The 25,181-nt window shown below is 72.0% G+C and carries 28 protein-coding genes and 1 pseudogene; 17 read left to right on the forward strand and 12 right to left on the reverse strand.

Annotated elements, in window-relative coordinates; all coding sequences use genetic code 11:
* Positions 1-104 precede the first annotated feature (104 nt).
* A complete protein-coding gene (locus tag ACWF7A_RS00005; RefSeq protein ID WP_452248134.1) occupies positions 105-452 on the forward strand; it encodes a hypothetical protein in 348 nt (115 codons plus the stop codon).
* A 15-nt stretch (positions 453-467) separates the two neighbouring features.
* Here ACWF7A_RS00005 and ACWF7A_RS00010 read toward each other — a convergent pair whose 3' ends face one another.
* Positions 468-986, reverse strand: a complete 519-nt coding sequence (locus ACWF7A_RS00010; protein ID WP_452248135.1) for a TetR/AcrR family transcriptional regulator — start codon at positions 984-986, stop codon at positions 468-470.
* Between the two features lie 28 nt (positions 987-1,014).
* A complete protein-coding gene (locus tag ACWF7A_RS00015) occupies positions 1,015-1,974 on the reverse strand; it encodes an NAD(P)-dependent alcohol dehydrogenase (protein ID WP_452248136.1) in 960 nt (319 codons plus the stop codon).
* Positions 1,975-2,065: 91 nt separating this feature from the next.
* On the opposite strand from ACWF7A_RS00015, the gene ACWF7A_RS00020 reads away from it, so the two are divergent.
* Complete coding sequence (locus tag ACWF7A_RS00020) at positions 2,066-2,920, forward strand: helix-turn-helix domain-containing protein (RefSeq protein ID WP_452248137.1); 855 nt, start codon at positions 2,066-2,068, stop codon at positions 2,918-2,920.
* Between the two features lie 28 nt (positions 2,921-2,948).
* Positions 2,949-4,205, forward strand: a complete 1,257-nt coding sequence (locus ACWF7A_RS00025; protein ID WP_452248138.1) for an AAA family ATPase — start codon at positions 2,949-2,951, stop codon at positions 4,203-4,205.
* A gap of 4 nt (positions 4,206-4,209) precedes the next feature.
* Here ACWF7A_RS00025 and ACWF7A_RS00030 read toward each other — a convergent pair whose 3' ends face one another.
* On the reverse strand, positions 4,210-4,707 hold the full coding sequence (locus tag ACWF7A_RS00030; protein ID WP_452248139.1) for a MarR family winged helix-turn-helix transcriptional regulator: 498 nt from the start codon (positions 4,705-4,707) through the stop codon (positions 4,210-4,212).
* Positions 4,708-4,867: 160 nt separating this feature from the next.
* Here ACWF7A_RS00030 and ACWF7A_RS00035 point away from each other — a divergent pair, with 160 nt between their 5' ends.
* The 6 genes from ACWF7A_RS00035 to ACWF7A_RS00060 all read left to right on the forward strand — a co-directional run bounded on the left by ACWF7A_RS00035 (position 4,868) and on the right by ACWF7A_RS00060 (position 9,304).
* Entirely contained in the window at positions 4,868-5,335 is a 468-nt protein-coding gene (locus ACWF7A_RS00035; protein WP_452248140.1) for a cupin domain-containing protein, read from the forward strand.
* A 105-nt stretch (positions 5,336-5,440) separates the two neighbouring features.
* Positions 5,441-6,379 (forward strand): NADP-dependent oxidoreductase, encoded by a 939-nt coding sequence (locus tag ACWF7A_RS00040; protein ID WP_452248141.1) that lies wholly within the window; start codon positions 5,441-5,443, stop codon positions 6,377-6,379.
* A 25-nt stretch (positions 6,380-6,404) separates the two neighbouring features.
* Positions 6,405-7,355 carry an alpha/beta hydrolase gene (locus ACWF7A_RS00045; RefSeq protein WP_452248142.1) on the forward strand — a complete coding sequence of 317 codons (951 nt, stop codon included), beginning with the start codon at positions 6,405-6,407 and terminating at the stop codon, positions 7,353-7,355.
* Positions 7,356-7,475: 120 nt separating this feature from the next.
* Positions 7,476-7,940, forward strand: coding sequence for a DUF5980 family protein (locus ACWF7A_RS00050; RefSeq protein ID WP_452248143.1), 465 nt, complete (start codon positions 7,476-7,478; stop codon positions 7,938-7,940).
* A 79-nt stretch (positions 7,941-8,019) separates the two neighbouring features.
* Positions 8,020-8,793 (forward strand): isocitrate lyase/PEP mutase family protein, encoded by a 774-nt coding sequence (locus tag ACWF7A_RS00055; RefSeq protein WP_452248890.1) that lies wholly within the window; start codon positions 8,020-8,022, stop codon positions 8,791-8,793.
* Positions 8,794-9,034: 241 nt separating this feature from the next.
* Positions 9,035-9,304, forward strand: a complete 270-nt coding sequence (locus tag ACWF7A_RS00060; protein ID WP_452248144.1) for an Atu4866 domain-containing protein — start codon at positions 9,035-9,037, stop codon at positions 9,302-9,304.
* Positions 9,305-9,377: 73 nt separating this feature from the next.
* Here ACWF7A_RS00060 and ACWF7A_RS00065 read toward each other — a convergent pair whose 3' ends face one another.
* A complete protein-coding gene (locus ACWF7A_RS00065) occupies positions 9,378-10,361 on the reverse strand; it encodes an SMP-30/gluconolactonase/LRE family protein (RefSeq protein WP_452248145.1) in 984 nt (327 codons plus the stop codon).
* A 136-nt stretch (positions 10,362-10,497) separates the two neighbouring features.
* On the opposite strand from ACWF7A_RS00065, the gene ACWF7A_RS00070 reads away from it, so the two are divergent.
* From ACWF7A_RS00070 to ACWF7A_RS00095, 6 genes and pseudogenes are all read left to right on the forward strand, one after another.
* On the forward strand, positions 10,498-11,367 hold the full coding sequence (locus ACWF7A_RS00070; protein WP_452248146.1) for a helix-turn-helix domain-containing protein: 870 nt from the start codon (positions 10,498-10,500) through the stop codon (positions 11,365-11,367).
* A 222-nt stretch (positions 11,368-11,589) separates the two neighbouring features.
* A pseudogene (locus tag ACWF7A_RS00075) lies at positions 11,590-12,057 on the forward strand (ATP-binding cassette domain-containing protein); the annotation flags it as partial.
* A gap of 227 nt (positions 12,058-12,284) precedes the next feature.
* A complete protein-coding gene (locus ACWF7A_RS00080) occupies positions 12,285-13,268 on the forward strand; it encodes an ABC transporter permease subunit (RefSeq protein ID WP_452248147.1) in 984 nt (327 codons plus the stop codon).
* Positions 13,269-13,313: 45 nt separating this feature from the next.
* The gene (locus ACWF7A_RS00085; protein WP_452248891.1) at positions 13,314-13,709 is read left to right on the forward strand and encodes a GntR family transcriptional regulator; all 396 of its coding nucleotides are present in this window, start codon (positions 13,314-13,316) and stop codon (positions 13,707-13,709) included.
* Complete coding sequence (locus tag ACWF7A_RS00090; RefSeq protein WP_452248148.1) at positions 13,706-14,566, forward strand: ATP-binding cassette domain-containing protein; 861 nt, start codon at positions 13,706-13,708, stop codon at positions 14,564-14,566. Before ACWF7A_RS00085 ends, ACWF7A_RS00090 begins: the two co-directional genes overlap by 4 nt.
* Before the next feature lie 208 nt (positions 14,567-14,774).
* Positions 14,775-15,584, forward strand: a complete 810-nt coding sequence (locus ACWF7A_RS00095) for a serine hydrolase (RefSeq protein ID WP_452248149.1) — start codon at positions 14,775-14,777, stop codon at positions 15,582-15,584.
* Here the strand turns inward: ACWF7A_RS00095 and ACWF7A_RS00100 are convergent, their stop codons facing one another.
* Genes ACWF7A_RS00100 through ACWF7A_RS00110 form a run of 3 tightly spaced genes read right to left on the reverse strand, consistent with a single transcriptional unit; the run spans position 15,585 to position 17,414 of the window.
* Positions 15,585-16,604: an alpha/beta hydrolase gene (locus ACWF7A_RS00100; protein WP_452248150.1), complete on the reverse strand. Its 1,020-nt coding sequence runs from the start codon at positions 16,602-16,604 to the stop codon at positions 15,585-15,587.
* Positions 16,601-16,954, reverse strand: a complete 354-nt coding sequence (locus tag ACWF7A_RS00105; RefSeq protein WP_452248151.1) for a hypothetical protein — start codon at positions 16,952-16,954, stop codon at positions 16,601-16,603. Before ACWF7A_RS00105 ends, ACWF7A_RS00100 begins: the two co-directional genes overlap by 4 nt.
* Position 16,955: 1 nt before the next feature.
* The gene (locus tag ACWF7A_RS00110; RefSeq protein ID WP_452248152.1) at positions 16,956-17,414 is read right to left on the reverse strand and encodes a TetR/AcrR family transcriptional regulator; all 459 of its coding nucleotides are present in this window, start codon (positions 17,412-17,414) and stop codon (positions 16,956-16,958) included.
* 158 nt (positions 17,415-17,572) lie between these two features.
* Here ACWF7A_RS00110 and ACWF7A_RS00115 point away from each other — a divergent pair, with 158 nt between their 5' ends.
* A complete protein-coding gene (locus ACWF7A_RS00115) occupies positions 17,573-17,962 on the forward strand; it encodes a YciI family protein (protein WP_452248153.1) in 390 nt (129 codons plus the stop codon).
* Positions 17,959-19,197: an RNA polymerase sigma factor gene (locus tag ACWF7A_RS00120; protein WP_452248154.1), complete on the forward strand. Its 1,239-nt coding sequence runs from the start codon at positions 17,959-17,961 to the stop codon at positions 19,195-19,197. Before ACWF7A_RS00115 ends, ACWF7A_RS00120 begins: the two co-directional genes overlap by 4 nt.
* Before the next feature lie 101 nt (positions 19,198-19,298).
* Here ACWF7A_RS00120 and ACWF7A_RS00125 read toward each other — a convergent pair whose 3' ends face one another.
* The 5 genes from ACWF7A_RS00125 to ACWF7A_RS00145 all read right to left on the reverse strand — a co-directional run bounded on the left by ACWF7A_RS00125 (position 19,299) and on the right by ACWF7A_RS00145 (position 24,976).
* Positions 19,299-19,577, reverse strand: a complete 279-nt coding sequence (locus tag ACWF7A_RS00125) for a DUF4342 domain-containing protein (RefSeq protein ID WP_452248155.1) — start codon at positions 19,575-19,577, stop codon at positions 19,299-19,301.
* A gap of 109 nt (positions 19,578-19,686) precedes the next feature.
* Complete coding sequence (locus ACWF7A_RS00130; RefSeq protein WP_452248156.1) at positions 19,687-20,103, reverse strand: DUF6892 domain-containing protein; 417 nt, start codon at positions 20,101-20,103, stop codon at positions 19,687-19,689.
* Positions 20,104-20,144: 41 nt separating this feature from the next.
* On the reverse strand, positions 20,145-20,711 hold the full coding sequence (locus ACWF7A_RS00135) for a tetratricopeptide repeat protein (RefSeq protein WP_452248157.1): 567 nt from the start codon (positions 20,709-20,711) through the stop codon (positions 20,145-20,147).
* Complete coding sequence (locus tag ACWF7A_RS00140; protein ID WP_452248158.1) at positions 20,711-23,575, reverse strand: AfsR/SARP family transcriptional regulator; 2,865 nt, start codon at positions 23,573-23,575, stop codon at positions 20,711-20,713. The genes ACWF7A_RS00135 and ACWF7A_RS00140 overlap by 1 nt, the downstream gene beginning before the upstream one ends.
* Positions 23,576-23,821: 246 nt before the next feature.
* The gene (locus ACWF7A_RS00145) at positions 23,822-24,976 is read right to left on the reverse strand and encodes a nucleotide disphospho-sugar-binding domain-containing protein (protein WP_452248159.1); all 1,155 of its coding nucleotides are present in this window, start codon (positions 24,974-24,976) and stop codon (positions 23,822-23,824) included.
* Positions 24,977-25,181: the final 205 nt, after the last annotated feature.

The raw sequence follows: 25,181 nt of genomic DNA on the forward strand, positions 1-25,181 counted from the left end.
CCGAATACGCCCGGTATGAGGGCGTCGCGGCGGCACCGCCTCCGGGTCTCTCGCCCGCGCCTGTCACCGAACGAACTTGCAGGACAGCGCCTAGGGTGTCCCGCATGGGCGTCTCCCTCTACTACACGGCTCGCCGCGCGACCCCGCTGACCGGCACCGAGCTCGCGGCGGTCGGCCAGGCCGTCGACACCTCCAACGCGAACGCGCCGTACTCCTCGGAAGAAGAGGGGCTGTACCTCTACGACCGGCTGGAGCCGGGCACGGTGCTGGACGGGTCGACCAAGCTGCCCTCCGTGGACGAGCGGGCGGTCCCGTCACTGGTGCACTGGCTGGCCGCGGTCACCGCGTTGCGCACCGCGGTGCCGGACGCGGACTGGACCTTCACCCTCGACGACTACGAGATCGAGTGGGACGACCACACCGGCTACCACCTGCCCGGCCTCGCCGACTGATCGGCGAGGGCCTTCTCAGGGACGGACGCCTTCCAGCGCCAGCGTGGCGAGCCGGGCGGCGTGCTCCGCGTCCTGAGTGGCCAGCGACACCGCGGTGACCAGGGTCAGGAGGTCGTCGACGTCGACGCCCTCGCGCACCGCGCCCGCCTGCTCGGCCAGGCGCATCAGGTCGGTGCCGGCGTCGCGCAGCATGACCTCGCAGCTGCTGTCCGCGGCGGTGTGGAGCAACGACTCCGCGAGTCCGCGGGTGGTCGCGCCGTACACCGCGAGGGCGACCAGCCAGTCCACCAGCGCCTGTCCGGCGTCCGCCGCCGTCGCGAGCCTGCGGGCCTCGGCGCACAACGCCTCGACCCGGTCGTGGAAGACCGCCTCGAGCAACGCCTGCCGGGTGGGGAAGTGCCGGTGCAGGGTCGCCGAGCCGACCCCGGCGTCACGAGCGATCTTCTCCAGCGAGGCGTCCGCTCCACTCCTCGCGACCTCGGCCTCGGCCGCCGCCAGGATGAGGTCGTGGTTCCGCCGGGCGTCCGCTCGCACCCGGCGAACTCTACGGGGAGCCACCCGGTCACGTCCGTCGGACCGCGGACGGGTCGATCACGTACTTGCCCCGCACGCCACCCGCTTCCAGCCGCCGGTGCACGTCGGCGATCTCGTCCATCGGGAACACCCGGTCCAGCACCGGCCGCACGGCACCGGCCTCGACCAGCTCGCCGAGCCGCGCGAGGGTCCGTGCCGACGGGTTGTTGCTGAAGGCCAGCACGGGCCGCGGGAAGAGCCGGCCGGCCGTCGTGGCGGCGAGCGACCGCACCACCGCGTCCGGCGCGATGGCCAGTGCGACCATCCGGCCGCCGCGCGTCAGCCTTCGCCGGTACGCGAGCACGTCCGTGCCCACGAGGTCGACGATCACGTCGAACGGGTCCAGGTCGCCGGGCCGGGTGGTCCGGTAGTCCAGCGCGACGTCCGCACCGAGCTCACGCACCCATTCGAGGTTGCGCTCACCGGCCAACGCGGTGACATGGGCTCCCAGGTGCCGGCCGAGCTGCACGGCGACACTGCCGACCCCTCCGGTGGCGCCGCGGACGAGCAGTCGCTCACCGGGCCGCAGCGCCGCCTTCTCCTCCAGCGCGGTGATCGCGGTGGTACCGCCGACCGGCAACGATCCCGCGGCGACCGGATCCAGCCCCGCCGGCAGCACCGCGACCCGGTCCCGCGGCACCAGCACCTTCTCCGCGATCGCCCCGAACGTGCCGTGCGGCGTGAGCCCCCAGACCAGGTCACCCGGACGCAGCTCGACCCCGGTTCCGACTGCCTCCACCCGTCCGGCGAACTCGTTCCCGGTGCCCTGCGGGAACGTCAGCCGCAGGACTCGCCGCAGCTTCCCCGCCCGGATGGCGGTCTCGCCGCCGCCCACACCGGCCGACAGCACCGCGACCAGGACCTGTCCCGGTCCGGCCGCGGGCACCGGCACCTCGCTGACGTGCACCACCTCGGGGCCGCCGTAGCGGTCGTACTCGACTGCGCGCATAACTGGGGTGTCCCTCCACTTGAGGCTCCAGCATAAGCGGGGGACCACCCCGGTTGGCAACACCGGTGGCTCCTTGAGGGACACTTGCGGCATGGCGTTGCAGGATCTCGGCGCGGAGGTGCGCCGCTTGCGCGAGACCACGGATCCCGCCGCGATCGGCCTGACTCCGGGGCGCAGGCGGGCCCGCGGCGTGCGCCGGGAGGAGCTCGCCGAGCTGGCCGGGGTGTCGGCGGACCACGTGCGGCGACTGGAACAGGGCCGCCGGCACCCGTCAGCCGCCGTGGTGAACGCGATCGCCCGCGCGTTGCGCGTGAGCCCGGCCGAGTACGAACGGATGTGCGCGCTGGCCGGGTACGCCGCGGCGGACGGGCGGGTGCCGCGGGAGGCCGGGACGGCCGCGATGCGGTTGCTCGAGCGGTTTCCGGACACTCCGGCGTTCCTGACGGACGCGGCGTGGAACGTGGTGGCCGTCAACGACGCCTGGATGGCGTTGGGTGCGGGCAAGTCGAACCAGCGGCCGCGGGACTGGAACGTCGCTTGGCGCACGTTCTCGCACGCCCACCGCGTGATCAGCCGCGCGGAGGACAAAGCGGCCGTGTTCCGGGCGACGCTCGTCAGGCGGCTGCACAGCACGTTCCTGCGCTACCCCGCCGACGAGCCGCTGGCCGAGCTCGTCGACGAGCTGCGGACCACGAGCCGTGCGTTCGACACGCTGTGGCGTGCCCCCAAGGCCGTTGCGGCCTATGACGACCGCGTTGTGTTCCGGCATGCCGACGTGGGCGACATCGCGCTCGACGGCATGCTGCTCGACGTGCCCGGCGACAACCTCCAGGCGATGGTCCTCACTGCCTCACCGGGGTCGGCCGACGCGGGACGGCTCGGTGAGGTCGTCCGCGCCTCGACCGGGCCCGCGATCATCAGGGTGGGACAACCTGGCCCAGGCTGACCGGCCCTGCTGAGGCGATCCTGGTGCGGTGTTGATCAACGCCCTGCTCCAGGGGGCCCGCCTGGTGGGCCGGGACGCCGAGGTGGCGGTACTGGACCGGGTGCTGGCCGGCGCCTCGCGCGTGGCGTATCTGCACGGGCCTGGCGGCATCGGGAAGACCGCGCTGCTGCGCCACGTCGCACGGCAGGCACGCCGCGCCGGTCGCGAGGTGGTGACCGTGGACGCGCGCTCGAGCGATGATCGGTGCCGCGTGGAGGAGGCCGCCGCGCTCGCGTGCGTCACACCCGATGCGGTGCTCCTGATCGACGCCGCGGAGCGGTGCCGCGGGCTCGAACCGTGGTTGCGCGAAGCGGTCCTGCCCCGGCTCGCGGACGGCGCCGTCGTGGCACTCGCGAGCAGAACCGCTCCCGATCCCGAGTGGACGCTGGATCCCGCCTGGGCACAGCTCCTCACCGCGCTGCCGGTGCGGCCCCTGGACGCCGGGGCGTCCGATGTTCTGCTTGCGGCACAAGGGCTCGCCCCGGATCGACGGGACGCCACCCGCACGTTCGCCGGGGGCAACCCGTTCGTGCTCTCGCTCGCCGCTTCAGCCGGCGGGCGGGAGCCCACCGGCGACGTGCTCACGACGCTGGTCGACCGGCTCGTGGGCGAGGTGCCGAGCCCGGCTCACCAGCTGGCGCTCGACGTGCTCGCGCAAGCCGATGTCACGCGCGAGTCGTTGTTGCGCGAGGTTCTGGGCGACGAGGACGCCGCGACGGCGTTCTCGTGGCTGCGCCGGCAACCGTTCGTCGAGGCCACTGTGGACGGACTGGTCCCCCACGACGCGGTGCGGGCCACGCTCGACGCCGATCTGCGCTGGCGCGACCCCGACCGGCACGAGGACCTGCGTGCCCGCTTCCGTGCACCCGCGGCACGCGTGATCGAGCGTGCGACCGAACTCGGTACCCTGTCGCGCAAGGCTTTCGAGGAAGGCGTGGCCGGTGCGCTGCGCACGTGGCGGACTCCTCGCGAGTTCGCGACCAGCGTCCTGCTGCGGTCCCACCTGGTGCCAGCGGACTCGGCCGACCCGGTCTCGGACCTGCGCGGTGCCATCGGCGCCGCGGTCGACGCGCTACGAGTCGACCCGGCCGGCGTCAAGGCGCACGACGCCCTCACCGCCACCTACCTCTCGGCGTCCGGCACCCACAGGGCGACCGCGCGGCGGCTCGGCGTGCCGTACGGCACCTATCGGCGCCATCTCGCCCTGGCCAGGGAGCGGCTCGTCGAGCACCTCCTGGGGCGATGACGTGTCAGCTCTTGCGGCGACGCGGCGCGGCCGACCGCGGTGGCGTCGACCGCATGTGGTCGCGCACCGGCGTCAGCAGCGAGGCGAGAGCGGTGACGTCGTCCGGGGAGAGCGGCTCGAAGAGCAGTCCGCTGACGACCTCGACGTGCCCGGGTAGCACGGCCGCGAGGCGGTCACGGCCCGAGCCGGTGATGGTGACCGTGACGCCGCGCTCGTCGTCGGCGGACGGCGTGCGCGCGACCAGGCCCGCCTTCTCCAGCAGTCCCACCTGGTAGGTCAGGCCGCTGCGGCTGTAGACGACGCCGTCGGCCAGGTCGGTCATCCGGTGGCTGCCCGTGGGCGAGTCGCCGAGCCGCGCCAGCAGCTGGAACTGCACGTAGCTCAGGTCGCCGGCGTCCTTGAGCTGCTGTTCGACCGCGTGCCGCAGCAGGCTGGTCACCTCGACGAGGGCGAAGTAGGCACCCAGCTGGACGGGGTCGAGCGAGGGCGGTGACTCGGACATGACCCCCAGCCTACTGCTTCGAATTCGAAGGAGCAGGGCCGAGCTGAGCACCGCTGGACACAGGTGGGCACGGCGAAGACGTGGCACCCGGACAGCGGCGCGGACCAGGGTTTGCGGACGAGGGAACGGCGCCGCCGCGCCCACCGACCAGAGGACGATCTTGAGCATTCCCCACCTCGCCCAGCGGGAGGACCAGCAGCAGCTCGAGTGGATCGGCGGGAGCGTGTTCAGCGTCCTGCTCGACGCCGAGGCGACCGGCGGGCAGCTGACGGTCGGCCGATTCGACGCCGGACTGGGCGAAGCGCCGCCGTGGCACATGCACACCAACGAGGACGAGGTTTTCCTCCTGCTGTCCGGCTCGGCACTGGTCTGGGCGGGCGAGGAGGAGCACGAACTGCGGGAGGGCGGCATCGTCTTCCTCCCCCGCCGGATCCCGCACAGCTACCGGATCACCTCCGAGCGGGCCGACCTGCTGCTCGTCTCCACGCCCGGCGGCCTGGAGAAGATGTTCCGCCACGCCGGTCGCGACCTGCGCGATCCTCGCCCCGACGGGTTCGAGATCCCGCTGTCGCTGCTCGCCGAAGCCGCCGAGCTCTCCGGCAACGTCGTGCTCGGCCCTCCGCGCTGAGCCACTGCCGCGACGTGCCGCACGTCACTTTGCTTCGAATTCGAAGCAGGTCTACCGTCGGTCCCAGATGCTTCAAGTTCGAAGCAAAAGCGAGGGAGAGCAGCCATGAAGGCAGTGCGTTTCCACGAGTTCGGCGGCCCTGAGGTCCTGCGGTACGAGGACGTCGAGCAGCCGGTCCCCGCGGCCGGTGAGGTCCTGGTCCGCGTCACGGCCACCACGTTCAACCCGGTCGAGGGCAACATCCGCCTGGGCGTCATGCAGGGACCGATCCCGGTCGACCTGCCGCACACCCCCGGCCTCGACGTCGCCGGCACGGTCGAGGTGCTCGGGGAGGGCGTCGAGGGCTTCGCGGCCGGCGACGAGGTGATCGCCTTCCTGCCGATGACCAAGCCAGGCGCCGCGGCCGAGTACGTCCTCGCGCCGGCCGACGCCCTGACCCCGGCGCCCAAGGGCGTCCCGCTCGCCGACGCCGCCGCGTTGCCGCTGGTCGGTCTCACCGCCTACCAGGCACTCTTCGACCACGGTCAGCTCCAGGCGGGCCAGCGCGTGCTGGTCAACGGCGCGGGCGGACCGGTCGGCGGCTACGCCGTGCAGCTGGCCAGGCAGGCCGGTGCCCACGTGATCGCGACGGCCAGCCCGCGCAGCATCGAGGCCGTCGAGGCCGCCGGCGCCCACGAGGTCGTCGACCACACCACCACCAGCGTGCTGTCGGCCGTGACCAAGCAGGTGGACCTCGTGCTCAACCTGGCCCCGGTCGCCCCCGAGGTCCTGGCCGGGCTCCCCTCGCTCGTCCGTCCCGGCGGGGCCGTCGTCAACACGACGATCTGGATGCCCGCGCCGACCGACGAGGAACGCGACGTGCGCGGCGTCAACCTGTACGTCCGCAGCGACGCCGAGCAGCTGGCGAAGCTCGTGGCTCTCGTCGACTCCGGCGACCTGCGGGTCGACGTCGCGCACCGCGTGCCGCTCACCGACCTGCCCGAGATCCACGTCCAGGCCGCGGCCGGCGGGGTCCGCGGCAAGGTCGTCTTCCTCGTCGCCTGATCACCCCCACCCGAAGGAGCACGCCATGTCACTCGGACTGGACCCCGAGATCGCCCTCGCACTGGCCCCGATGGCCGGCGCGATGGCGGAAGCCACCCCACCGGCCGTCGGCGACGTCGAGGCGCGCAGGGCGCTGTGGGAGCCGATCATCGGCGCCGCCGGGACGGCCCAGCCGATCCCGGCCGACGTGACCACCACCGACCACCAGGCCACGGCGGACGACGGCGCCCGGATCACGATGCGCTGGTACACCAAGGAGGGCGCGACGCCCGGCCCGGCCGTGCTGTTCTTCCACGGCGGCGGCTACATCTTCGGCCACGTCGACCTGTTCGACGGGCCGGTCTCCCGGTACGTGTCCGCGAGCGGTGTGCCGATGTTGTCCGTCGAGTACCGCCGCGCGCCCGAGCACCCCTTCCCCACCCCGCTCGAGGACGCCTACACCGCACTGCGCTGGCTGCACGACCACGCCGCGGAGCTCGGCGTCGACCCCGCCCGGATCGGCGTGATGGGCGACAGCGCCGGAGGCGGGATGGCGGCGGCGCTGTCGATCCTCGCCCGCGACCGCGGCGGCCCGGACATCGCCCGGCAGATCCTGGTCATGCCGATGCTGGACGACCGCACCACCGAGGTCGACCCGCACGTCGCGCCCTATGCGTTGTGGTCCTACGACGACAACCTCACCGCGTGGCCCGCACTGCTCGGGGACGCGGTGGGCGGGCCCGGTGTCCCTCCCACCGCGGCGCCCGCCCGGCTGGAGGACGCGACCGGCCTGCCTCCCGCCTACATCGAGGTCGGCCAGCTCGACGTCTTCCGCGACGAGGACCTGGCCTACGCCGCGAAGCTCAGCCGCGCCGGGGTTCCGGTCGAGTTCCACCTGCATCCCGGCGCACCGCACGAGTTCGACTCGATCGCCTTCGAGTCCGACGTGGCCAAGCGTGCCATCGGCGACCGCGTCCGGGTGCTCAGGTCGATCTAGCGCCGGCCGGGATGCCCTGCGCCGCACCGGACCCGACGATTCTCAGTGAGCTCTGAGATCCGGTCGCTAGCGTGACCCGCGCAAGGTCACACCAGCGTCAGGAGGGGTTCAGTGAGAGTGATGTCCCGGATCGTCAGACCAGTGCTCGTCCTGGCCGCGGTGCTCCTGATGTCCCTGTCCGGCACGTCCGGCATCGCGTCGGCACAGGGCCGGACGTGGCATCTGGAGCAGTTCGACAGGGTCAGCCGGATGTGCGTCCAGCACAGCGGCGACGGCAGGATCCACGCCTCCTACTTCATCTTCGTGGTGAGCGGGAAGTGGACCACCGACCTCGACTTCGGGATGCGCGAGCTGCCTCCCGGCTGGACCGCCACCGAGTCCCACCTCCCGCCGGGTTCCAACCACCACTCCCCGGACGGCGCGATCACCGTCAACGGGTTCGTCGGCGTGCAGGGACCCACGACGGTGCCGATCGCCACCTACCGCGCACACGTCTGGGTGTCGGACGGGACCGTGACCGAAACGCTCCCCACCGACATCATCGTCACCACCGAGTCCTGGGTGGACTGCATGAACCGACCGTGAGCCGCTCAGGCGCGGGGCCGCGGGTGGTGGAAGGGTGGGGCCGGTGCACGACACCGACCCCGCGGATCGAAAGGCCGACATGACCTCCATTGCGGACAAGGCGAAGCGTCTCCAGGAACTGCACGCGGCCCCGGAGCTGTTGCTGGTCGTCAACGTGTGGGACGCGATCACCGCGAAGGTGGTCGCCGAGACGCCCGGCACCCGGGCTCTCGCCACGCCGAGCCACGGCATCGCGGCCTCCCGCGGCTACCCGGACGGCGAGAAGATCCCGCGCGACGAGATGATCGCCGAGATCGCGCTGATCGTGCGCGTGGCCGGAGACCTGCCGGTCAGCGCCGACCTGGAAGCGGGCTACGGCGATCCGGGCGGCACCGTGGCGAGGGCCATCGAGGCCGGTGCGGTGGGCGCCAACCTCGAGGACCAGATGAAGCCGCTCGACGAGTCCGTGCGGGCGGTCGAAGCCGCGGTCGCCGCCGCCCAGGCCGCCGGCGTCGACTTCGTGCTCAACGCCCGCACCGACGCGTTCCTCAGGACCGGCGATCCCGACGAGGCCCTGGCGGAGGCCATCACCCGCGGCCGCGCCTACCTCGACGCCGGGGCGTCGAACTTCTTCGTGCCGGGCAAGCTCGACACCACGCAGGTCGAGCGGCTCGTCGAGGCACTGGGCGAACGCAAGGTCAACCTCATCGGCATCCCCGGCTCGATCCCCCTGGCCACCGCGCAGAAGCTCGGCGTCTCGCGCGTGTCCTACGGGCCGTGGAGCCAGAACGTCGCACTCACCGCCTTGGCCAAGCTCGCCGAGGACGTCTACGCGGGCGGCGGGCTGCCCGCCGACACGCGCAAGCTGAACTGACATGGCCCGTGGGGGGGCCCGGGGGGGGGGCCCCCCCCGGCCCCCCCCCCCCGCCCGCGCGGGCCCCCCCGCCCCCCCGGGCGGGCGCGAGGGCCGCCACACAAAGGGGGGGGGGGGGGGGGGCCCCCCGCCCCCCCGGGGGGGGGGGGGGGGGGGGGGCGGGGGGGGGGGGGGGGGGCCCCCCCCCCCCCCCCCCCCCACGTCCTGGCACGGCTGTCCGCCGTCGCCGACGCTGGCCGGCATGACGGACGACATCGACGTGGTCGGCATGTGGGTCACCGCCGACGGGTACATCCGGCAGGAGCTCCGCGCCGACGGGCGCTATGACGAAGCGCGCGGCGAACGCCCCAGCGCCTACACCGGTCGCTACACGGTGACCGGGACCCATCTCGACTACGTGGACGACACCGGCTTCACGGCGACCGGCGACGTCCGTGACGGCGTGCTCCACCACGAGCACCTCGTCCTGTACCGCGAGTCCGTGGACGCCTGGGACCGGCGGGCGCGGTGAGCTCGGCGACACGGCCCAGCCGCCTGACCGCACCACGTCGACGAGGGTGAGCGCTGGACCCGTCCGGGCCGGCTCAGCCGGAGCAGGACGAGAGATGTACCCGCACGACGGTGAAGGGCAGGTTCGGCTCGGCGATCTGGTACTGGAAGTTGACCACGAGCAGGTCTTCGCCGTCGAAGGCCGCCGTCGACGGGACGTCCATGCCCCGGCCGTTGATCCGGCGTTCCACCTTCGCCCGCGAGTAGTCGTCGCTCAGCCGCAGGAGGCTGATCTCCCCTTCGGGGTGGAAGAGACTGGTGACGCTGTACAACGTGCCGTCGCGCAGCAGCAGTCCGTCCGAGCCGATGTCCTTCACACCGCCGAGGTCGATCGGCACGATGGCACCGGTCTTCGTGCTGATGCGGTAGAACGCCTGCGAGTTGGTGTCGGCCATGACCACGTAACGGCCGTCGGGCGTCACGACGAGACCGTTGCCGTTGATGCCCTCGGGCTCGTACTCCACCGGCGTGCCGGTGAAGTGGACCACCGGCCGCAGCGGCTGCTCGACCTGCCGGGCCGCCAGCTGTGCCGCGGTGATCCGGTAGAGCACGGGACGGATCGAGTCGCTGACGTAGGCGTCGCCGTTCGGGGCGATGGCCACGTCGTTGACGAGCCCGTCCCGTGCCCCGGAGTCGAAGACGTGCACCAGTTCCCCGGTCCGGAGGTCGTGGGCGAAGACCTTTCCGGTGGCACCGCCCGCGATCACGAGCACGCCCCTGGTGATCTTCATGCCCACCGCGGTGGTGCGGCCGTGCCGGCCGCCGGGCAGGAACACCTCCAACTGCGGCTGATCGACCCGGCCCCGCCAGATCGTGCCGTCGGTCGTTCCGCCGACGTAGAAGTACGGCGTGCCGGGCTCGCGGACGATGCCCTCCGGGTAGGCCCTGTCCCCCGGGACCACGTAACGGTCGACGGGCGGAGGGCCGCCGGCGTGGGCGGGCGCCGCGGCGAACGCCGACGAGACCACCGCCGCGGTGAGGACGCCGCCGAGGAGCCGGCGAGCACGAGTGGCGAACATGACGCACTCCAGTTGTCGATCAGAAGTTCGGACGACCCCGATGCAAGTCCCTTCCGGACGACGGCGGCAGGGCCGGTCTTTCGGGGGTACGGGCTCAACCCCCTTCACACCGCGAAGGTGTACCTACGATGAGGAAGTGAGCGACCTCCCCCCGAACCGGGCCGACGTGCGCGAGTTCCTGATCAGCAGACGCGCCAGGGTCAGCCCCTCGCAGGTGGGACTTCCCTCCACCGGGCGGCGGCGGGTGCCGGGGCTGCGGCGCGAGGAGGTCGCACTGCTCGCGGGCGTGAGCGCCGACTGGTACACGCGACTGGAGAAGGGCCACATCAACGGTGTCTCGGCGGAGGTGCTCGACGCCGTCGCCCGCGTCCTGCGGCTCGACGACGAGGAACGGACCTACCTGTTCGACCTGGCTCGCGCCTCGCGACCGGCACGCCGTGCCAGGGCTGCGGCACCACCGCTACCGGAGACCGTGCAGTGGCTGCTGGACGGCATGACGTCGTCCGCGGCCATGGTGACCGACGGGCGGCAGAACGTCCTGGCGGCCAACCCGCTGGCCCGCGCCCTCTACGCGCCGTTCTTCGCCGGTGCGACCACGCTCGGCGACGATCGGGCGAACCTCGCGCGGTACCACTTCCTCGACCCGGGAGCTCGCGACTTCTACGGCGACTGGGACGCCACCGCCGACATGCTCGTGGCCTCGCTGCGCACCGAGGCCGGGCGCCACCCGGACGACCTGGAGACCCGCGCACTCGTGAGCGAACTGACGGCCGACGCCGGGTTCCGGGCCAGGTGGAGCACCCACGACGTCCTCATCCACCCGCGGGGCACCAAGCTCTTCCGGCACGCCGAGGCCGGCCTGCTGAGCCTGAGCTACCACTCGATGGACCTGCCGATCTCCGCCACCGAGACCCGGCACGTGTGCGTCTGCACCGCCCGGCCCGGCTCGGCCGACGCGGACAAGCTCGCCCTGCTGGCCAGCTGGGCGGCATCGCAGCGCGTGTAGGTCCGTTGTGGACGGACCGGGTCCACAACGGACCAGAGGGCTAGCGAGAGTCGCTACCCAGGACGCCGCGGCAGCCAGCAGGTTGCCTCCGGGAGGCAACGGTCACCTGGTTCACTATTTAAATAGTGAACCGTGCTACCTTCGGCTCGTCGATGACGAGAGGAGGTGGCCGTGACCGTGCGAACGCACCCGGCCCCTGCGCTCCCGGTCCTCGCCGAGGGCGTGGGCAAGCGGTACCGCAGGGGCTGGGCACTGGGACAGACGTCCCTGACGATCCCGGGCAACCGCGTCGTGGCCCTCGTCGGCCCGAACGGCGCCGGCAAGAGCACGTTGATGGGGCTGATCACGGGTCTGCTGCGCCCGACGGCCGGCTCGATCGCCGTCTTCGGCGACCAGCCGACCGGCAGGGGGCTGCATCCCGCGGTGTCCTACCTGGCCCAGCAGAAGCCGTTGTACAGGCAGCTCACCGTCGCCGAGACGCTGACGTTCGGTGCGCGCACGAACCCCACCTGGGACCAGGGCTACGCCGCGCACCTCGTCGAGCAGGCCGGGGTGCCGGTCCACGCGAAGGTCGGCACCCTGTCCGGCGGGCAGCGGACGCGGGTGGCGCTGGCGCTGGCCCTCGGGAAGCGGCCCCGGCTGCTGCTGCTCGACGAGCCGCTGGCGGATCTGGACCCCCTCGCACGGGAGGCGGTGCTGGGCGCGTTGATGACCGAGGCGAGGTCGCAGGGCATTACCGTGGTGCTGTCCTCGCACGTGCTGGCGGAGCTGGAAGGTGTCTGCGACCACCTCGTGCTGCTCCACAAAGGACGGATTCTGCTGGCCGGGGACGTCGACCGGCTCAGCACCGACGGCACCCCGCTCGGGGAACTGGTTCTGCACCACATGCGTGCGGCGGCGGCACAGGAGACAGCGGCATGATCTGGGCATCGTTCCGGTTGCAGCGCGTGCAGCTGCTCACCCTTCTCGGGGTGCTGGTCGTCGGCGCGGGCGTCCTGGTCCTGCTGCGTTCGGCCATGGTCGACGCCATCACCTCGGCGGGACTCACCGAGTGCGCGGCGCGCGGCGGCAGAGCGTGCGCGTCGGATGCGGCGAACGTCTTCCTGGGCGACTGGGGCAACCTCTTCCAGATCGCGCGCATCCTGGTCATCGTGCTGCCGATCCTGATCGGCGTGTTCATCGGGGCTCCGCTGTTCGCCCAGGAACTGGAACACGGCACGCACGTCCTGGCGTTCACCCAGTCGGTGAGCCGCACCCGGTGGACGCTCAGCAAGCTGCTCGTGGCTCTGGTGCCGGCCCTCGTCGTGGTGGCGGTGCTGCAGTACCTCGTCTGGTGGTGGCTGACCGCGGCGGGCACGCTGGGCCCGCGGGGCAACGGTGCGTGGCACCCCGTCAACTTCGGCATCGACCACGTCTCGCCGATCGCCTACACGCTTTTCGCCTTCGCTCTGGGCGCTTTCGTCGGCGTGGTGTCCCGCCGCACCCTGGTGGCGATGACCGCGGCGTTCAGCGTGTTCGTCGTGGTGCGTTTCGCCCTGGTCGGACAGGTGAACCGGTTCGTGCCGAGCGAGCGGCGGGTGGCCGCGGACGGCGCGGCGCCGGACCTGCGCGACGGTGGCCTGCAGGTCGGCTCGGGCTGGCTCGACGCCGCGGGGCTGGAGGTGCCGCGGGACAGGTCCATGGCAGTGTCCGAGGCGTGCCGGACGGCGCCGTCGGGAACGCCGCCGGGTCAGGAGGAGTTCCTCGCGTGCGTGCGGGAGTCCGGCCTCGTGAACAGGTACGCGCTCGTCCTGCCGGAGAACAGTGCCTGGCTGGCACACCTGTACGACGCGGCGATCTTCGGAGGGTTCGCGGTGCTGCTGCTGGCAGGCACGGTGTGGGCCCTGCGCAGGCAGAGCTGAGCGTGGTGGACGCCCTGGAGCGGGAGAGCACCTATGCTGACCGACGTGATCGAGTTCCGGATCGACCGGCACTCCGGGGTCTCCACGTACATGCAGATCGTCCACCAGGTCGAGCAGGCCATGCGACTGGGACTGCTGGCCCCCGGCGACCGGCTGCCCTCAGCGCGGGAGGTGGTGGACGCCACCGCCGTCAACCCCAACACCGTGCTCAAGGCCTACCGCGAGCTCGAACGCGAAGGACTCGTGGAGGGCCGCCGCGGTCTGGGCACCTTCGTGACCAAGTCACTGGCCTCCGAGGCGACCGGCGACGACGCGCCGCTGCGCAAGGCGCTGGCCCACTGGATGAGTCTCGCGCGAGAGGGCGGCCTGGTCGTCGAGGACGTCGACGCCCTCTACACCGCGGTCCGCGAAGAGCACTACCCCGTCGAGGAACGATCATGATCCCGTTGAGCGCCACCGCAGTCGGCAAGCGGTACCGCAGCCACTGGGCGGTCCGCGACTGCACCTTCGCCCTCCCCGAGGGCAAGGTCATCGCCCTGGTCGGGCCGAACGGCGCGGGCAAGAGCACGCTGCTGCGCCTGGCCGCGGGCCTCGTCCGTCCGACGACCGGCGAGCTGGAGGTCTTCGGCACGCCGGTGCGCGGCGGCACCCACCCGGACGTCTCGTTCCTCGCCCAGGACCGGCCGCTCTACGGCCACCTCACCGTGCGCGAGATGGTGCGCGTCGCGGCGGGCATGAACGACCGCTGGTCCGCCGAACGGGTCCAGGAGGTGCTCGGCCTGCAGGCCGGCGTCGACCAGGACGCGAAGATCCGCACCCTGTCCGCGGGCACCCGGACGCAGGTGGCCGTCGCGCTGGCCCTGGGCCGGCTCCCCCGGCTGCTCCTGCTGGACGAACCGCTGTCCGACCTCGATCCCCTGGCCCGCGACGAGACGCTGCGGATCATCATGGCGGAGGTCGCCGACCGGGGCACCACCGTGGTGATGTCCTCGCACCTGCTCGCGGACCTGCGCGAGGTGTGCGACCACATGCTCCTGGTCGACGAGGGCCGGGTCCAGGTCGACGGCGACATCGAGGAAGTCCTGGCACGCCACCGGATCCTGGTCGGTCCGGCCGCCGACGAGTCCTCGGTGGACGGAACGCTCGTCAGCGCGACCCGCACGCAGCGCCAGGCCACGTTGCTGCTGAAGGACTCCGGGCCCGCGCCGCACGGCTGGACCGACGCGGAACCCGACCTGGAGTCGCTGGTGATGGGCTACCTGCGCGCATCGCGCGCACGGTCGGCCCCACGCGCATAGAAGACCTCGCGGGCAACCGCGGCTGATCACTTCTCGTTCACACGGCTCGCCTTTCGGCTCAGTTGTGCGGCTTTCTGCTGCCCTCTTTCGGATTGGACCACGACCAATGCACGGTGATGCGGATTCGCCTACCCGAAAACTGCTTCCGAGACCGGTCACCTGGAGTCCGCCGAAACGGCGGGGCAGGTGGGTCGCCTCGGCGGGTCTCGTGATCGCGTTGCTCGCGGTCCTCGTCGTGGTCGTGCTGCGGACCGGCTCGGACGACTGGCGCACCCGCTGCACCGAGTTCACGCCGGCCACAGGAGAGGTGCCCGCCGTGCAGAAGGCGCGTCGGGCGCTGATGAGCGCCGGGCACGATCCCGTGCTGTCGATGGAGATCGTCGACCTGGAGACCTGTGCGACGACCCTGTCGTGGAAGGCCGACCTCGCCGTGCCGACGGCCTCCGTGGTGAAGCTTCTGATCGCGCTGGACCTGCTGCAGCGAACGTCCACGAACTCCGACGAGGTGGAGAACGACGTCACCGCGATGCTGACGCGCAGCGACGACGGGGTGGCGAGCCGGCTGTGGCAGCACGGCGGAGGGTCCGAGATCGTCGCTCGCCAGGTCAAGGCGCTCGGACTGCGCCACACCCGGCCGCCCGCGGTCGCGGGACAGTGGGGCAGCACGATGATGTCGGCCTCGGACGTCTCCCTCGTCTACCGCCACATCGCCGGCACGCTCGAGTCCGAGGACCGTGCCTTGCTGACCTCGGCGATGGCCGAGGCCCCGCGGACCGCCGCGGACGGGGTCGACCAGTACTTCGGCATCCCCGGCGGCCTGCCGGGCGCGACGTGGGCGGTCAAGCAGGGCTGGGGCAGCTCGGGCGATCGCCGCGTGCTCAACAGCACCGGGCTCGTCGAGCTCGGCGGCACCTACGCCGTGACGTTGCTGAGCTCCTGGCGCAAGGACGCCGACCTGGCGACGATGAGCGCCGCGCTCACGACAGCCGCCGAGGCCCTGCGCACCACGATGCGGTAGTCACCACCGCAAGGCGCCGAGCCGACTGGTCAGCACCGGCGAGAGCGTGCCGTCGGGGGTGGTCATCGCGTGACCCACGCCGGGCAGGACCACCGGGCCGCCCACCACGGCCGCGAGCTGGCCGGTGGCCCGGCAGGGCACCTGGGGGTCCAGCTCGCCACAGGTCAGCAGCACCGGCATCGGCCGCAGCCGACGGGCGACGTCCGGCGGGAAGACGGCGTCCACGGAGGTGACGAACCGGCGGTTCGGTCCGGCCAGCGACTGGAACAGGGCCGCGAGCGCCGGCGGCATGCCCGTGGTGTCGACCGGTCGGTCGGCACGCAGGTCGGCCACGGCACCGTCGATCGCCCGGTCCGCGGCGCGCCCTTCCTCCTCGGACAGGGCACCGGCGTCGACCGCCTGCCCGATCTGGTCGTGCAGCTGGGTGGCGAGCACGTCCAGGAACCGCAACGCCAGCGGCTGCAACAGGATCAGCGCGGCGGCACGCCGGTCGCGAGGGGCGTCCGCGGCGAGCACCAGTGCGGTCAGCGCCCCCTCGCTGTGCCCGGCGAGTGCCACCCGGCGCGGAGACACCTCGCCACGGCGCCGGAGGTGGTCGCGAGCGGCAGCGGCCTGCCGGACGAACGCCGGGTGGTCGATCTCCTGCGGACGCCCCGCGAACGCCCCCAGCCCCGTCCTGCCGGTGCCGTACTTGTCGAACCGGAGGGTCACCACCCGGTCGCGCCCCATCGCGAGGGCGAGATCGCGGATCGTGTTCGGCGTGAACGCCGGCGGCTGGTTGCCGTCCCGGTCGGTGGGCCCGCTGCCGGGAAGCAGAAGGGCTGCGGGCAGCCGTTCGCCGCGGCGGTGTGCGGGCACGTGCAACGTCCCGTAGGTGGTCGTGCCGTCGACGACGAACGACACCTCCTCGTCGTGTGCCGGCACCTGGAAAGCCTTGTGGTGGGCCGACTCCGCGGCGGCCGCGGGAGTCAAGGCGACCGTGGCCACCGTCGCCAGCGCCACCGCCATCCTGCCGATCACCGGCGCGTCGCCTTCTCGACCATGGCCACCACCGCGCGCGGGTCGTCGACCTCGACCACGAGCCGGGTGTAGGTCTCGTCGGCCAACTCCACGACCACGGCCTTCTGCGCGTCCCGCACCGCCCAGAAGACCTTCTCGCCCTCGTGGTGGAACGTGCCGGCGGTGATCACCTTGGGCACGTGCGTGCCCGGCGCCCGGACTCCCTTGGGCTCACCCAGGATCCCGGGATCCACAGTGGCTCCCCGCACGTTCGCCAGCGGGATCGTGAGCTTGCTCTTCAACGCCCACAGCTTGTCCAGCCCCTCCATCTCCACCACCAGGTCTTGGCCTTGCACAGTGACCACCGCCATGTCAGATCTCCTCAGCAGGCGCCGTTTCCGGCACGTCGTGTTCGGTCGGGACGCCGCGGTCGGGCCGTCCGCGCAGCCATCGGCCCAGCAACGCCTCCGTGGCCGCCGGATCACCCGTCGCCACGTCGAGCTCGGCGAAGACCGCCGACACGAGCTCGGCGACCTCCGGGTCCTCCGGCGCCCGGTCCACGGCGGCGAGCAGCAGCAGGTCCCACGCCGGGACCTCTCCCGATCGCGCCGCCGTGGCCAGATGCGGACGCACGTCCTGGTCGACGTGCCGGCGCAACGCGGCCAGGTACAACCCGCGCTTGCTGCCGAACACGCCGTAGAGGCTGTTGCGATGCACTCCGACCGCGCTCACCAGGTCGTCGATCGAGACACCGTCGTAGCTGCGGCGGGCGAACAACGCCGCGGCCGCCTCCACGACCTCGTTCTCGTCGAAAGACCGTCGTCGTCCCATGGGATGACCGTAGCGTTTTTAGGAACGGTCAGTCAAGAACGAGCGTTCCTGAATTTTCGAGATCTGCGGTGATGTCGACGTGGCGCGGCCCGCTCCGACGTCACAGGTGAGGATGGGTCGCACGGACGCATCCACGACGTCGTTCGAAGGAGCCGAGGGTGAAGTACGTGATCATGATTCACTCCAGTCCGCAGCCGTGGGGGCACCCGACCCCCGAGTACCTGCCGGACTACCAGGACATGCCGCGTGAGCAGCGGAACCGGCTGAACGCCGAGTTCGAGAAGATGCTCGGCGAGCTGCACGAGAAGGGCGAGCTCCTCGGCGGCGAGGCCCTCGGGGCGCCCCGGTCGTCGCGCCTCTACCGGTGGGACGACGGGAAGCCGCTGGTCACCGACGGCCCGACCGAGGCGAAGGAGCACCTCGCGGGGTTCTTCCTGATCGACGTGGACAGCCACGCCCGCGCCGAGGAGATCGCGGCACGCTTCGCCGGTCCGGGCGAGACCGTCGAACTGCGCCCCACGATGCGGCCCGGCGGTGGCGAACAGTGAGCACACGGGTGGTCGAGGACGTGTGGCGGCGCGAGTCGCCCCACGTCCTCGCCGCTCTGCTGCGCAGGCACGGCGACCTCGGCGACTGCGAGGACGCGGCGCAGGAGGCGGCAGAGGCGGCGGCGCGGCAGTGGGATCGCGACGGCGTGCCGGACAACCCCCGTGGCTGGCTGATCCGGGTCGCCTCCCGGCGCCTGATCGACAGAGTGCGCGCCGACAGCGCCCGAGCGGGCCGGGAGGAGGTGGTGGCCTCGACGGAACCCGGCGACGCCCGTCTCGCGCCCGCGGCCGATCAGGCGCGCGAGGACGGGGACGACACCCTGCGGCTGTTGCTGCTGTGCTGTCACCCCAGCCTGAGCCGCTCCTCGCAGGTCGCCTTGACCCTGCACGCCGTCGCGGGCCTGAGCACCGCGCAGATCGCCGCCACCTACCTGGTTCCCGAACGCACCATGACACAACGCCTGACCAGGGCGCGGGCGACGTTGCGGGCGGCAGGCGCGGTGTTCGGGCTCCCCACCGAACCGGAGCTGCCGGCACGCATCGCGGCGGTGCTGGACGTCTGCCACCTCCTGTTCACCGAAGGACACACGCTCTCCACCGGTGACGCGCTCGTGGACTCGAGCCTCGCCGACGAAGCCATCCGCCTCACCCGCCGGCTGCACGCGGTGATCCCCGACCACGACGAGATCGCGGGCGCCCTGGCACTGATGCTGCTCACCCACGCCCGCACCCCCGCTCGAACCGACGGCGGACACCTGGTGCCGCTCGCCGAACAGGACCGCTCACGCTGGGACCACGAGCAGATCGCGGAAGGGGTGCGAATCCTGGAACGGGTGCTGCCCCGCGGCCACGTCGGCAGGTTCCAGCTCCAGGCGGCGGTCGCCGCCGTGCACGCCGAAGCGACCACCTGGGAGGAGACCGACTGGCGGCAGATCTGCCTGCTCTACGCCATGCTCGCGCGGGTCGCGCCCGGCCCGGTCGTGACGCTCAACCAGGCGGTCGCGGCCGGCATGGCGTTCGGCCCCGAGGACGGCCTGGCGCTGGTCCGGCCGTTGCTGGACGACCCCGCGATGCGCCGGCACCACCGCACCCACGCCGTGCGGGCCCACCTGCTGGAGATGACCGGCGACCTCACCGGCGCGGCCGACAGCTACCGTCAGGCGGCCCAGCTCACGACGAGCCTGCCCGAGCAGCGCTACCTCAACTCACGAATCAGTCGCCTGGACCCGACCTGATCCGGTTCAGCAGCCGCGACGGTCCCGTCGTCTGTCCACTTCGGACTCGGGATGGCTCCGGGCCGCAACGGCAACAACATGGGACTCGCCGGCGCCGCGGACTACGCCTCGTCCGGTTCCTCCGCCGTCGCGGGCGACTTGCGGCTCTCGACCTTGATCTCACAGTTGCCGAGCAGCGCGACGCCGGCGGCGATCGTCGCGGCCATCGGAGCGGCGAACGCCGCCAACAGCCCGACCGCGACCGGCACCTCCACCACGACCTCCTCGTCGCGGTTGCGCACGACCAGGTGGTTGTCGAGGCCTTCGCTGACCAGTCCCTGGACGGCGCCGACGACCGAGTCGACGGTCTCACGGACGGATTCGGACCGGAACTCGCTCATAACTCTCCTCGACCACGGATCGCCGTTGACGACTGCACCACGAGCCTGGCAGGTCTTGCACGGCGAAGGTTGCCGAACGCGCGAACTCGGGCAACGAGGCCGCGGCCGGTCAGAGCCAGTCCGCCTCGATCCCGCGGGCGCGCAGCGCCTCCAGCGCCTCCTGGTTGCCCGTGTAGAGCAGCGTCATCGACTTCAGATTGGGAAAGTGCTGCACGTCGGCGAACTCGTCGACGTCGAACAGCCCGTCCTCGCCGTCCCAGTTCGGCGCGATCTCGAGGTAGATCTCGTTGCCGCCGTCCATGTAGATCTCGGTGATCTTCTCCGCGAGCTCGGCCGGGACCTCGAGCGCCGCGAAGTACGCGAGCGCCTCGGGTACCGCCTCGAAGCTCCCGTCGTCATAGGTGAAACCCTGCGCGGCGGCGTACTCGCGCAGGTCGAACCTCGGCAGGAGGCCCTGGTTGTACATCAGCTCCTGCACGACGGCGAGCTTGAAGTTGGCATCGACGAATGGAATCGGGTGGCTCACACCCGAACCATATATAGCCGTACCTCGCAGAACGCCGACGGCTACACCGGTAGCTCGCCGTACTCCGTGTACTCCCGTGCTCCTCGCGCGCGGAACACCGACCGGGCGTGTGTGAACGCCGCGTCCGCCGCCTCCGCGTCACCCCGGCTCCGGTGCAGCGGCGGGACCGCATCTGCGCCTTGGCGTGCGCTCGTACAGCGTAGGAGTGCATGAGTGGTAAGACCCGTGCTGCGCAACGACAGTGCGGTCCCTCGCCTGCCGCCGGCCCGTTGGTACGCCGCCAGCGACTGCTCCAGGTCCGCACGCGCTTCGTCGTACTCGCCCAGTTCCAGGTGGACCGAACCCCTGATCCGCGGCACGTGGCCGATGCCGACCTCGGTCAGGTGTCCGGGTTCGCGGCATGCCGGGCCCATCCCGGTCAGCGAGGCGGCCTGGCCGCGCACGTCGTGCAGGTCGCGGTACCGGCCCAGCGCCTCGCTGAAGAGCCGGCGGGCGTCGGCGATGCAGTCCTGGGAGAACCGCAGGCGCGAGTTTCGCCGGCACCGTCCGCTGCCAGGCCGGTCGCCGACGTGCTGGGCCGACGTCATCGCGTTGCTGTTCAACATCATCATCTGACGCGAGTCACCGAAGGCGCGTCCGGCTGCTGCCGGGCGCGCCTCGGCGTGTGTGCGGTGACCCCGCCAAGGGAGACCTCGTCCACCAGCCGCCGGAGGTTCGCCGCGTCCTCGGCACGGCGCTGGGTCCGGTACAGCTCGACGGCCCTCAGCCAGGCCGTGCGTGCCCGATCGTGGTGTCCGAGGGCGCGGTGGGTGTGGCCGAGGCGTTCCAGGACGTTCGCCTCGAGGTAGTCGTGCCCGATCCCGCGGAACAGGACGAGTGCGTGCCGGTAGTGGCCGAGGGCCTGGGTCAGGTCGCCGGTGTGGTGGGCGACGTAGCCGAGGGTGTCGAGGGCGTCCGCCTCCACTTCGCGGTCGGGAAGGCGCCGAGCCAGCGTCAGCGCGGACTCGCAGTGGGCGCGTGCCTGCTCGTAGGACCCGAGCTGGGCGTGGTCCCAGCCCACCTGCGCGTGTGCCCACGCCTCCGGGCCCCGCAGGCCGACGTCCTGGTACAGGCGGAGGGAGGGGACGGAGTGCCGCAACGCCCGCCCGTAGTCCCCGCGGGCCTGCCACAGACTGGCGAGCATGTGGTGGACGTGCGCCTGGCCGTGGAGGTCGCCCGTCTCCTCGCTGATGGCGAGCGCGCTGTGGAGCAGGGGCAGTCCTTCGGCGTGAAGCCCCAGGGCACCGCACTTGTTGCCGAGATTCCTCCGGGTCATGGCCTGCGCGACCCGGTCGGTCGTGCGGTCCGCCGCGGCCACCGCCGCCCGCCACGTCGTCAGGGCGTCGTGATAGGCACCCCGCCTGCGGAAGAACGTGCCCAACGACCAGGCCACGTACCAGACCTGGGCGTGCAGACCCTGCTCCACGGCCAGCTCCTGCGCCGCGAGGAGGTTCGGGAGCTCGGTGGTCAGCCACTGCGCCGCCGCCGTGTCGGCCTCGAACCCCAGCGGGACCGCGCCCTCGGCGGGTTCTCCGATCGCCATCGGGTGACGCTGCGGGGCGAGCGTCCGGTCGGCGGCGTACGCGGTGTGCGCGTAGAAGTCGATCACCCGCTCGAACGCCGCGGGGTCACGATGCGCGCGTTCTGCCGCGTACAGCCGGACGAGGTCGTGCATCCGGTAGCGCCCGGGAACGTGCTGACCGACCAGGTGCGCCTGCTCCAGTTCACGCAGGCAGGCGCGGGCGCGGGCGAGGGGCAGTGCGGTGAGGCTCGCGACGGCGGGCACACCGACGTCCGCTCCGGGAGCGATCCCCACGGCACCGAACACGGCGGCCGCCTCCGCGGACAAGGCGTTGTAGGACCAGGAGAACACGGCACGGAGGCTCACCAGGTCCTCGCCTGCGTCCAGGGCGTCGAGCAGCTCGCCCTGCTCGCGCAGTTCACCGGCCAGTGCTGACAACGGGAAGTCCGGGTGCGCGGAGGCGCGGGCGGCCACGATGCCGATCGCCAGCGGCAGTCCCGCACAGCGGGTCAGCAGTTCGTCCGTCACACCGGGTTCGGCCGCCGGCCGGGCCTCACCGAGGTGCGTGGCCAGCAGCCGTCGTGCCTCCTCGTCGGTCAACCGGTCCAGGCTCAGCACCCGCGCGCCGTGCGCGGCGACCAGCCCGCCGAGGTGGCGTCGGCTGGTGACCAGGACGACGCAGGTCGGGCTCCCCGGCACCAGCGGGGCCACCTGGGCGCTGTCGGCCGCGTTGTCGAGGAAGATCAGCATCCTCCTGCCGGCGACGAGGCTCCGGAACAGCCCGGCCTGGGCGTCCACCTCGGTGGGGACGGCGGAGGACGCGACGCCGAGCGCGTCGAGGAAGCCGCGCAACGCCGTCGTGGCGGGTGTCGGCAGACCGGTGGGGTCGAACCCGCGCAGGTCGACGTACAGCTGGCCGTCGGGGAACCGGTCGAGGTTGCGGTGCGCCCACTGCGACGCGAGCCAGGTCTTGCCCATCCCGCCGAGGCCGCCGACCGCCGTGATCACCACGGTGTCCTGCCCCAGTGCGGCGTCGAGCTCCGCCAGTTCGCGGGCCCTGCCGGAGAACAGCCTCGGCCGGGCCGGAAGCTGCCGCGGTACCGCGATCGGCGGCCTGCCCGGCACGGTCAGCGCCGGATCGGCGAGCGCCGGATCAGTCAGTTTCGGATCGGCCACCAGGATCTGCTCGTGCAGGCGTCGCAGGGCCGGACCGGGATCGGTGCCGAGGTCCTCGGCCAGCCGCCTGCGCATCCGCTGGTAGTGGTCCAGGGCGTCGGCGGGGCGGCCGCTGCGGTACAGGGCGAGCATCAGCTGGCCCGCCAGGCGTTCGTCCAGCGGGTGGTGCTCCGCCCACTCCGCCAGGTCGGGCAGCAGCAGAGCGGTGTGCTCGGGCCGTGGCAGGCAGCGGAGCCGGACGTCGACGAGCTCGAGCCGGACCGCGTGGCGCAGCTGGATCAGCGTGGTGCGCAGGGAGCCCAGCCACGCCGTGGACAGTCCGGCGAACGGTTCTCCCACCCACAGCCTCAGCGCCTCCTCGAGCAGGGTCGCGGCCCGGCTGTCGTCCGCGGCGGCGCGACCGTCGTCGACGAGCCGCCGGAACCGGTGCAGGTCCACGGTTTCCGGTTCGACGGTGAGCTGGTAGCCGGTCGACCTGCGCGCGATCGTGACGCCCTCCGCGGGCGCCAGGGCGGTGCGGAGCATGGTCATGCTGTGCTGGACGGCGGCACGCGGCTTGCGCGGGAGACGGCGCTCGCTCCAGATCCGGTCCACCAGCTGGTCGACGGACACCACCTGGTTCGCCTCGACCAGCAGCATCGCCAGCATCGACCGCAGCTGCCCGTAGCCGATCGCGATCGGCTCACCGCGGACCTGTGCCCCGACGTCCCCGAGCAGCCGGAACCGCACCGTCATCTGGCTTCCTCCCCCACGCCCCGGCAGCATGCTTACCGGGTCTGACCAGCACGCTCAAGCTCTGCCGCCGCGCTGCGGACGTTCGGGCTAGGCCGTGCGGGCTGACCGTGCGGGGAGGGCTGCGACCATCAGGTCCAGCGTCGGGGAGGCGTCCGCCGAACCGGCTCGCGGAACTGGTTCGGCGTGACCGCCCCACTCATCATGCAGGCGCGGTGGCGCCGGGCAACCATGGATTCATGGTGTCCCTCAAGCCTCGCGAGCCGTGCCGAGCACCTCCAGCAACCGCGCGGCACCCCGGTCGGGTCCCGCGGCCCTCACCGCGTCCCGCAGTTCCGTGAACGGGTTCGGGTCCCGCAGGAGCAGGCTCAGCGCGTTCGCCACGTCCTCGGGGGTAGCGGCGTTGGGGTCGAGGCACACACCCGCACCCGACCGCTCGGCGTCGTGCGCGATGCAGAACTGGTCGCTCGAGAACGGGAGAACCACGGCGGGCACCCCCGCCGCCAGGCATTCCGTGAACGAGTTGTTGCCGCCGTGGTGCACCATCGCGGTCACGTGCGGCAGCAGGGCGCGTTGCGGAACGACGGACTCCACGACCACCCGCGGATCCTCGGCCAGGTCGGCCAGTTCGGCGACACGGCCGCCCGCGGCGACCACCACCGTCAGGTCCGGGATCCGCAGGGCGCCTTCGACGACCCTGCGCAGCACGTCGTGCCGCGCGGACAGGAAGGTTCCCAGCGCCACCAGGAGAACCCGTCGGTCGCGTACGCGATCGAGCCACACGTCGTCGAGTGCGTCGGCGGTGGCGCAGTGGCCGAGGAAGATCTGCCGCTGGTGTTCCGGCAACGGTGGCAGCCAGGGAAGTTCCGGGTAGTTCACGACTGCGGCGCGGGAGGAGGTCAGGCCGAAAGCCCGGCGCGGCAACGGACGCGAGGGCGCGAAGTCACGCAGGAAACGCAGGAACGCCGCGGTGTACGCGAGATCGGTGAGGCGCACCTCGGTGGACAGCAACGCGAGTTCGGCGGGTGACGGGCGCACCGCGGACGGCCACGCCTGAGGCAGTCCGAAGAACTGGTCGTCCTGCGAGACCAGGTAGGTCGGGTGGCCGGTGACGAAGGACACGAACGGCAGGTCGAGCGCGTGCAGCGCAAGTGTTGTGGCGTAATCGATCTGGTCGACCACGTACCAGTCGGGACGGAGCTCGTCGTGCAGCGCGGCGAGATCGCGCAGCACCAGGTCCGGCGCGGCGAGCGGTTCCGCCCTGCGCCGGCGCGTCTGCGCGAGCAACGCCGCGGCCGCACCTCCTTCGGTGGCCCGGAGGAAGTCCGTGAGCTGGCGCGCGGAGCGTTCGTCCTGTTCGGTCCGCTCGGCGATGCCGCTGTTCGAGTCGCGCGTGGTCTTCATTGCGGCAAAAGGAAGTTCTCCCGCGAGGTCGGCGAACTCGGCGCCGCAGGCGAACGTCACCCGCGCACTCGCGGCGCTCAAGGCTGCGGCGAACACGGACATCGGCTGCGCATGCGAGCGGAACGGCGGACTGACAACCACAAACCGTGACACTGGTCTCCTCCTCGTTGGCACTACTGGAAAATAGTTCGATCCGAACGCCCTT

This window comes from Lentzea sp. NPDC055074 (assembly GCF_053608005.1).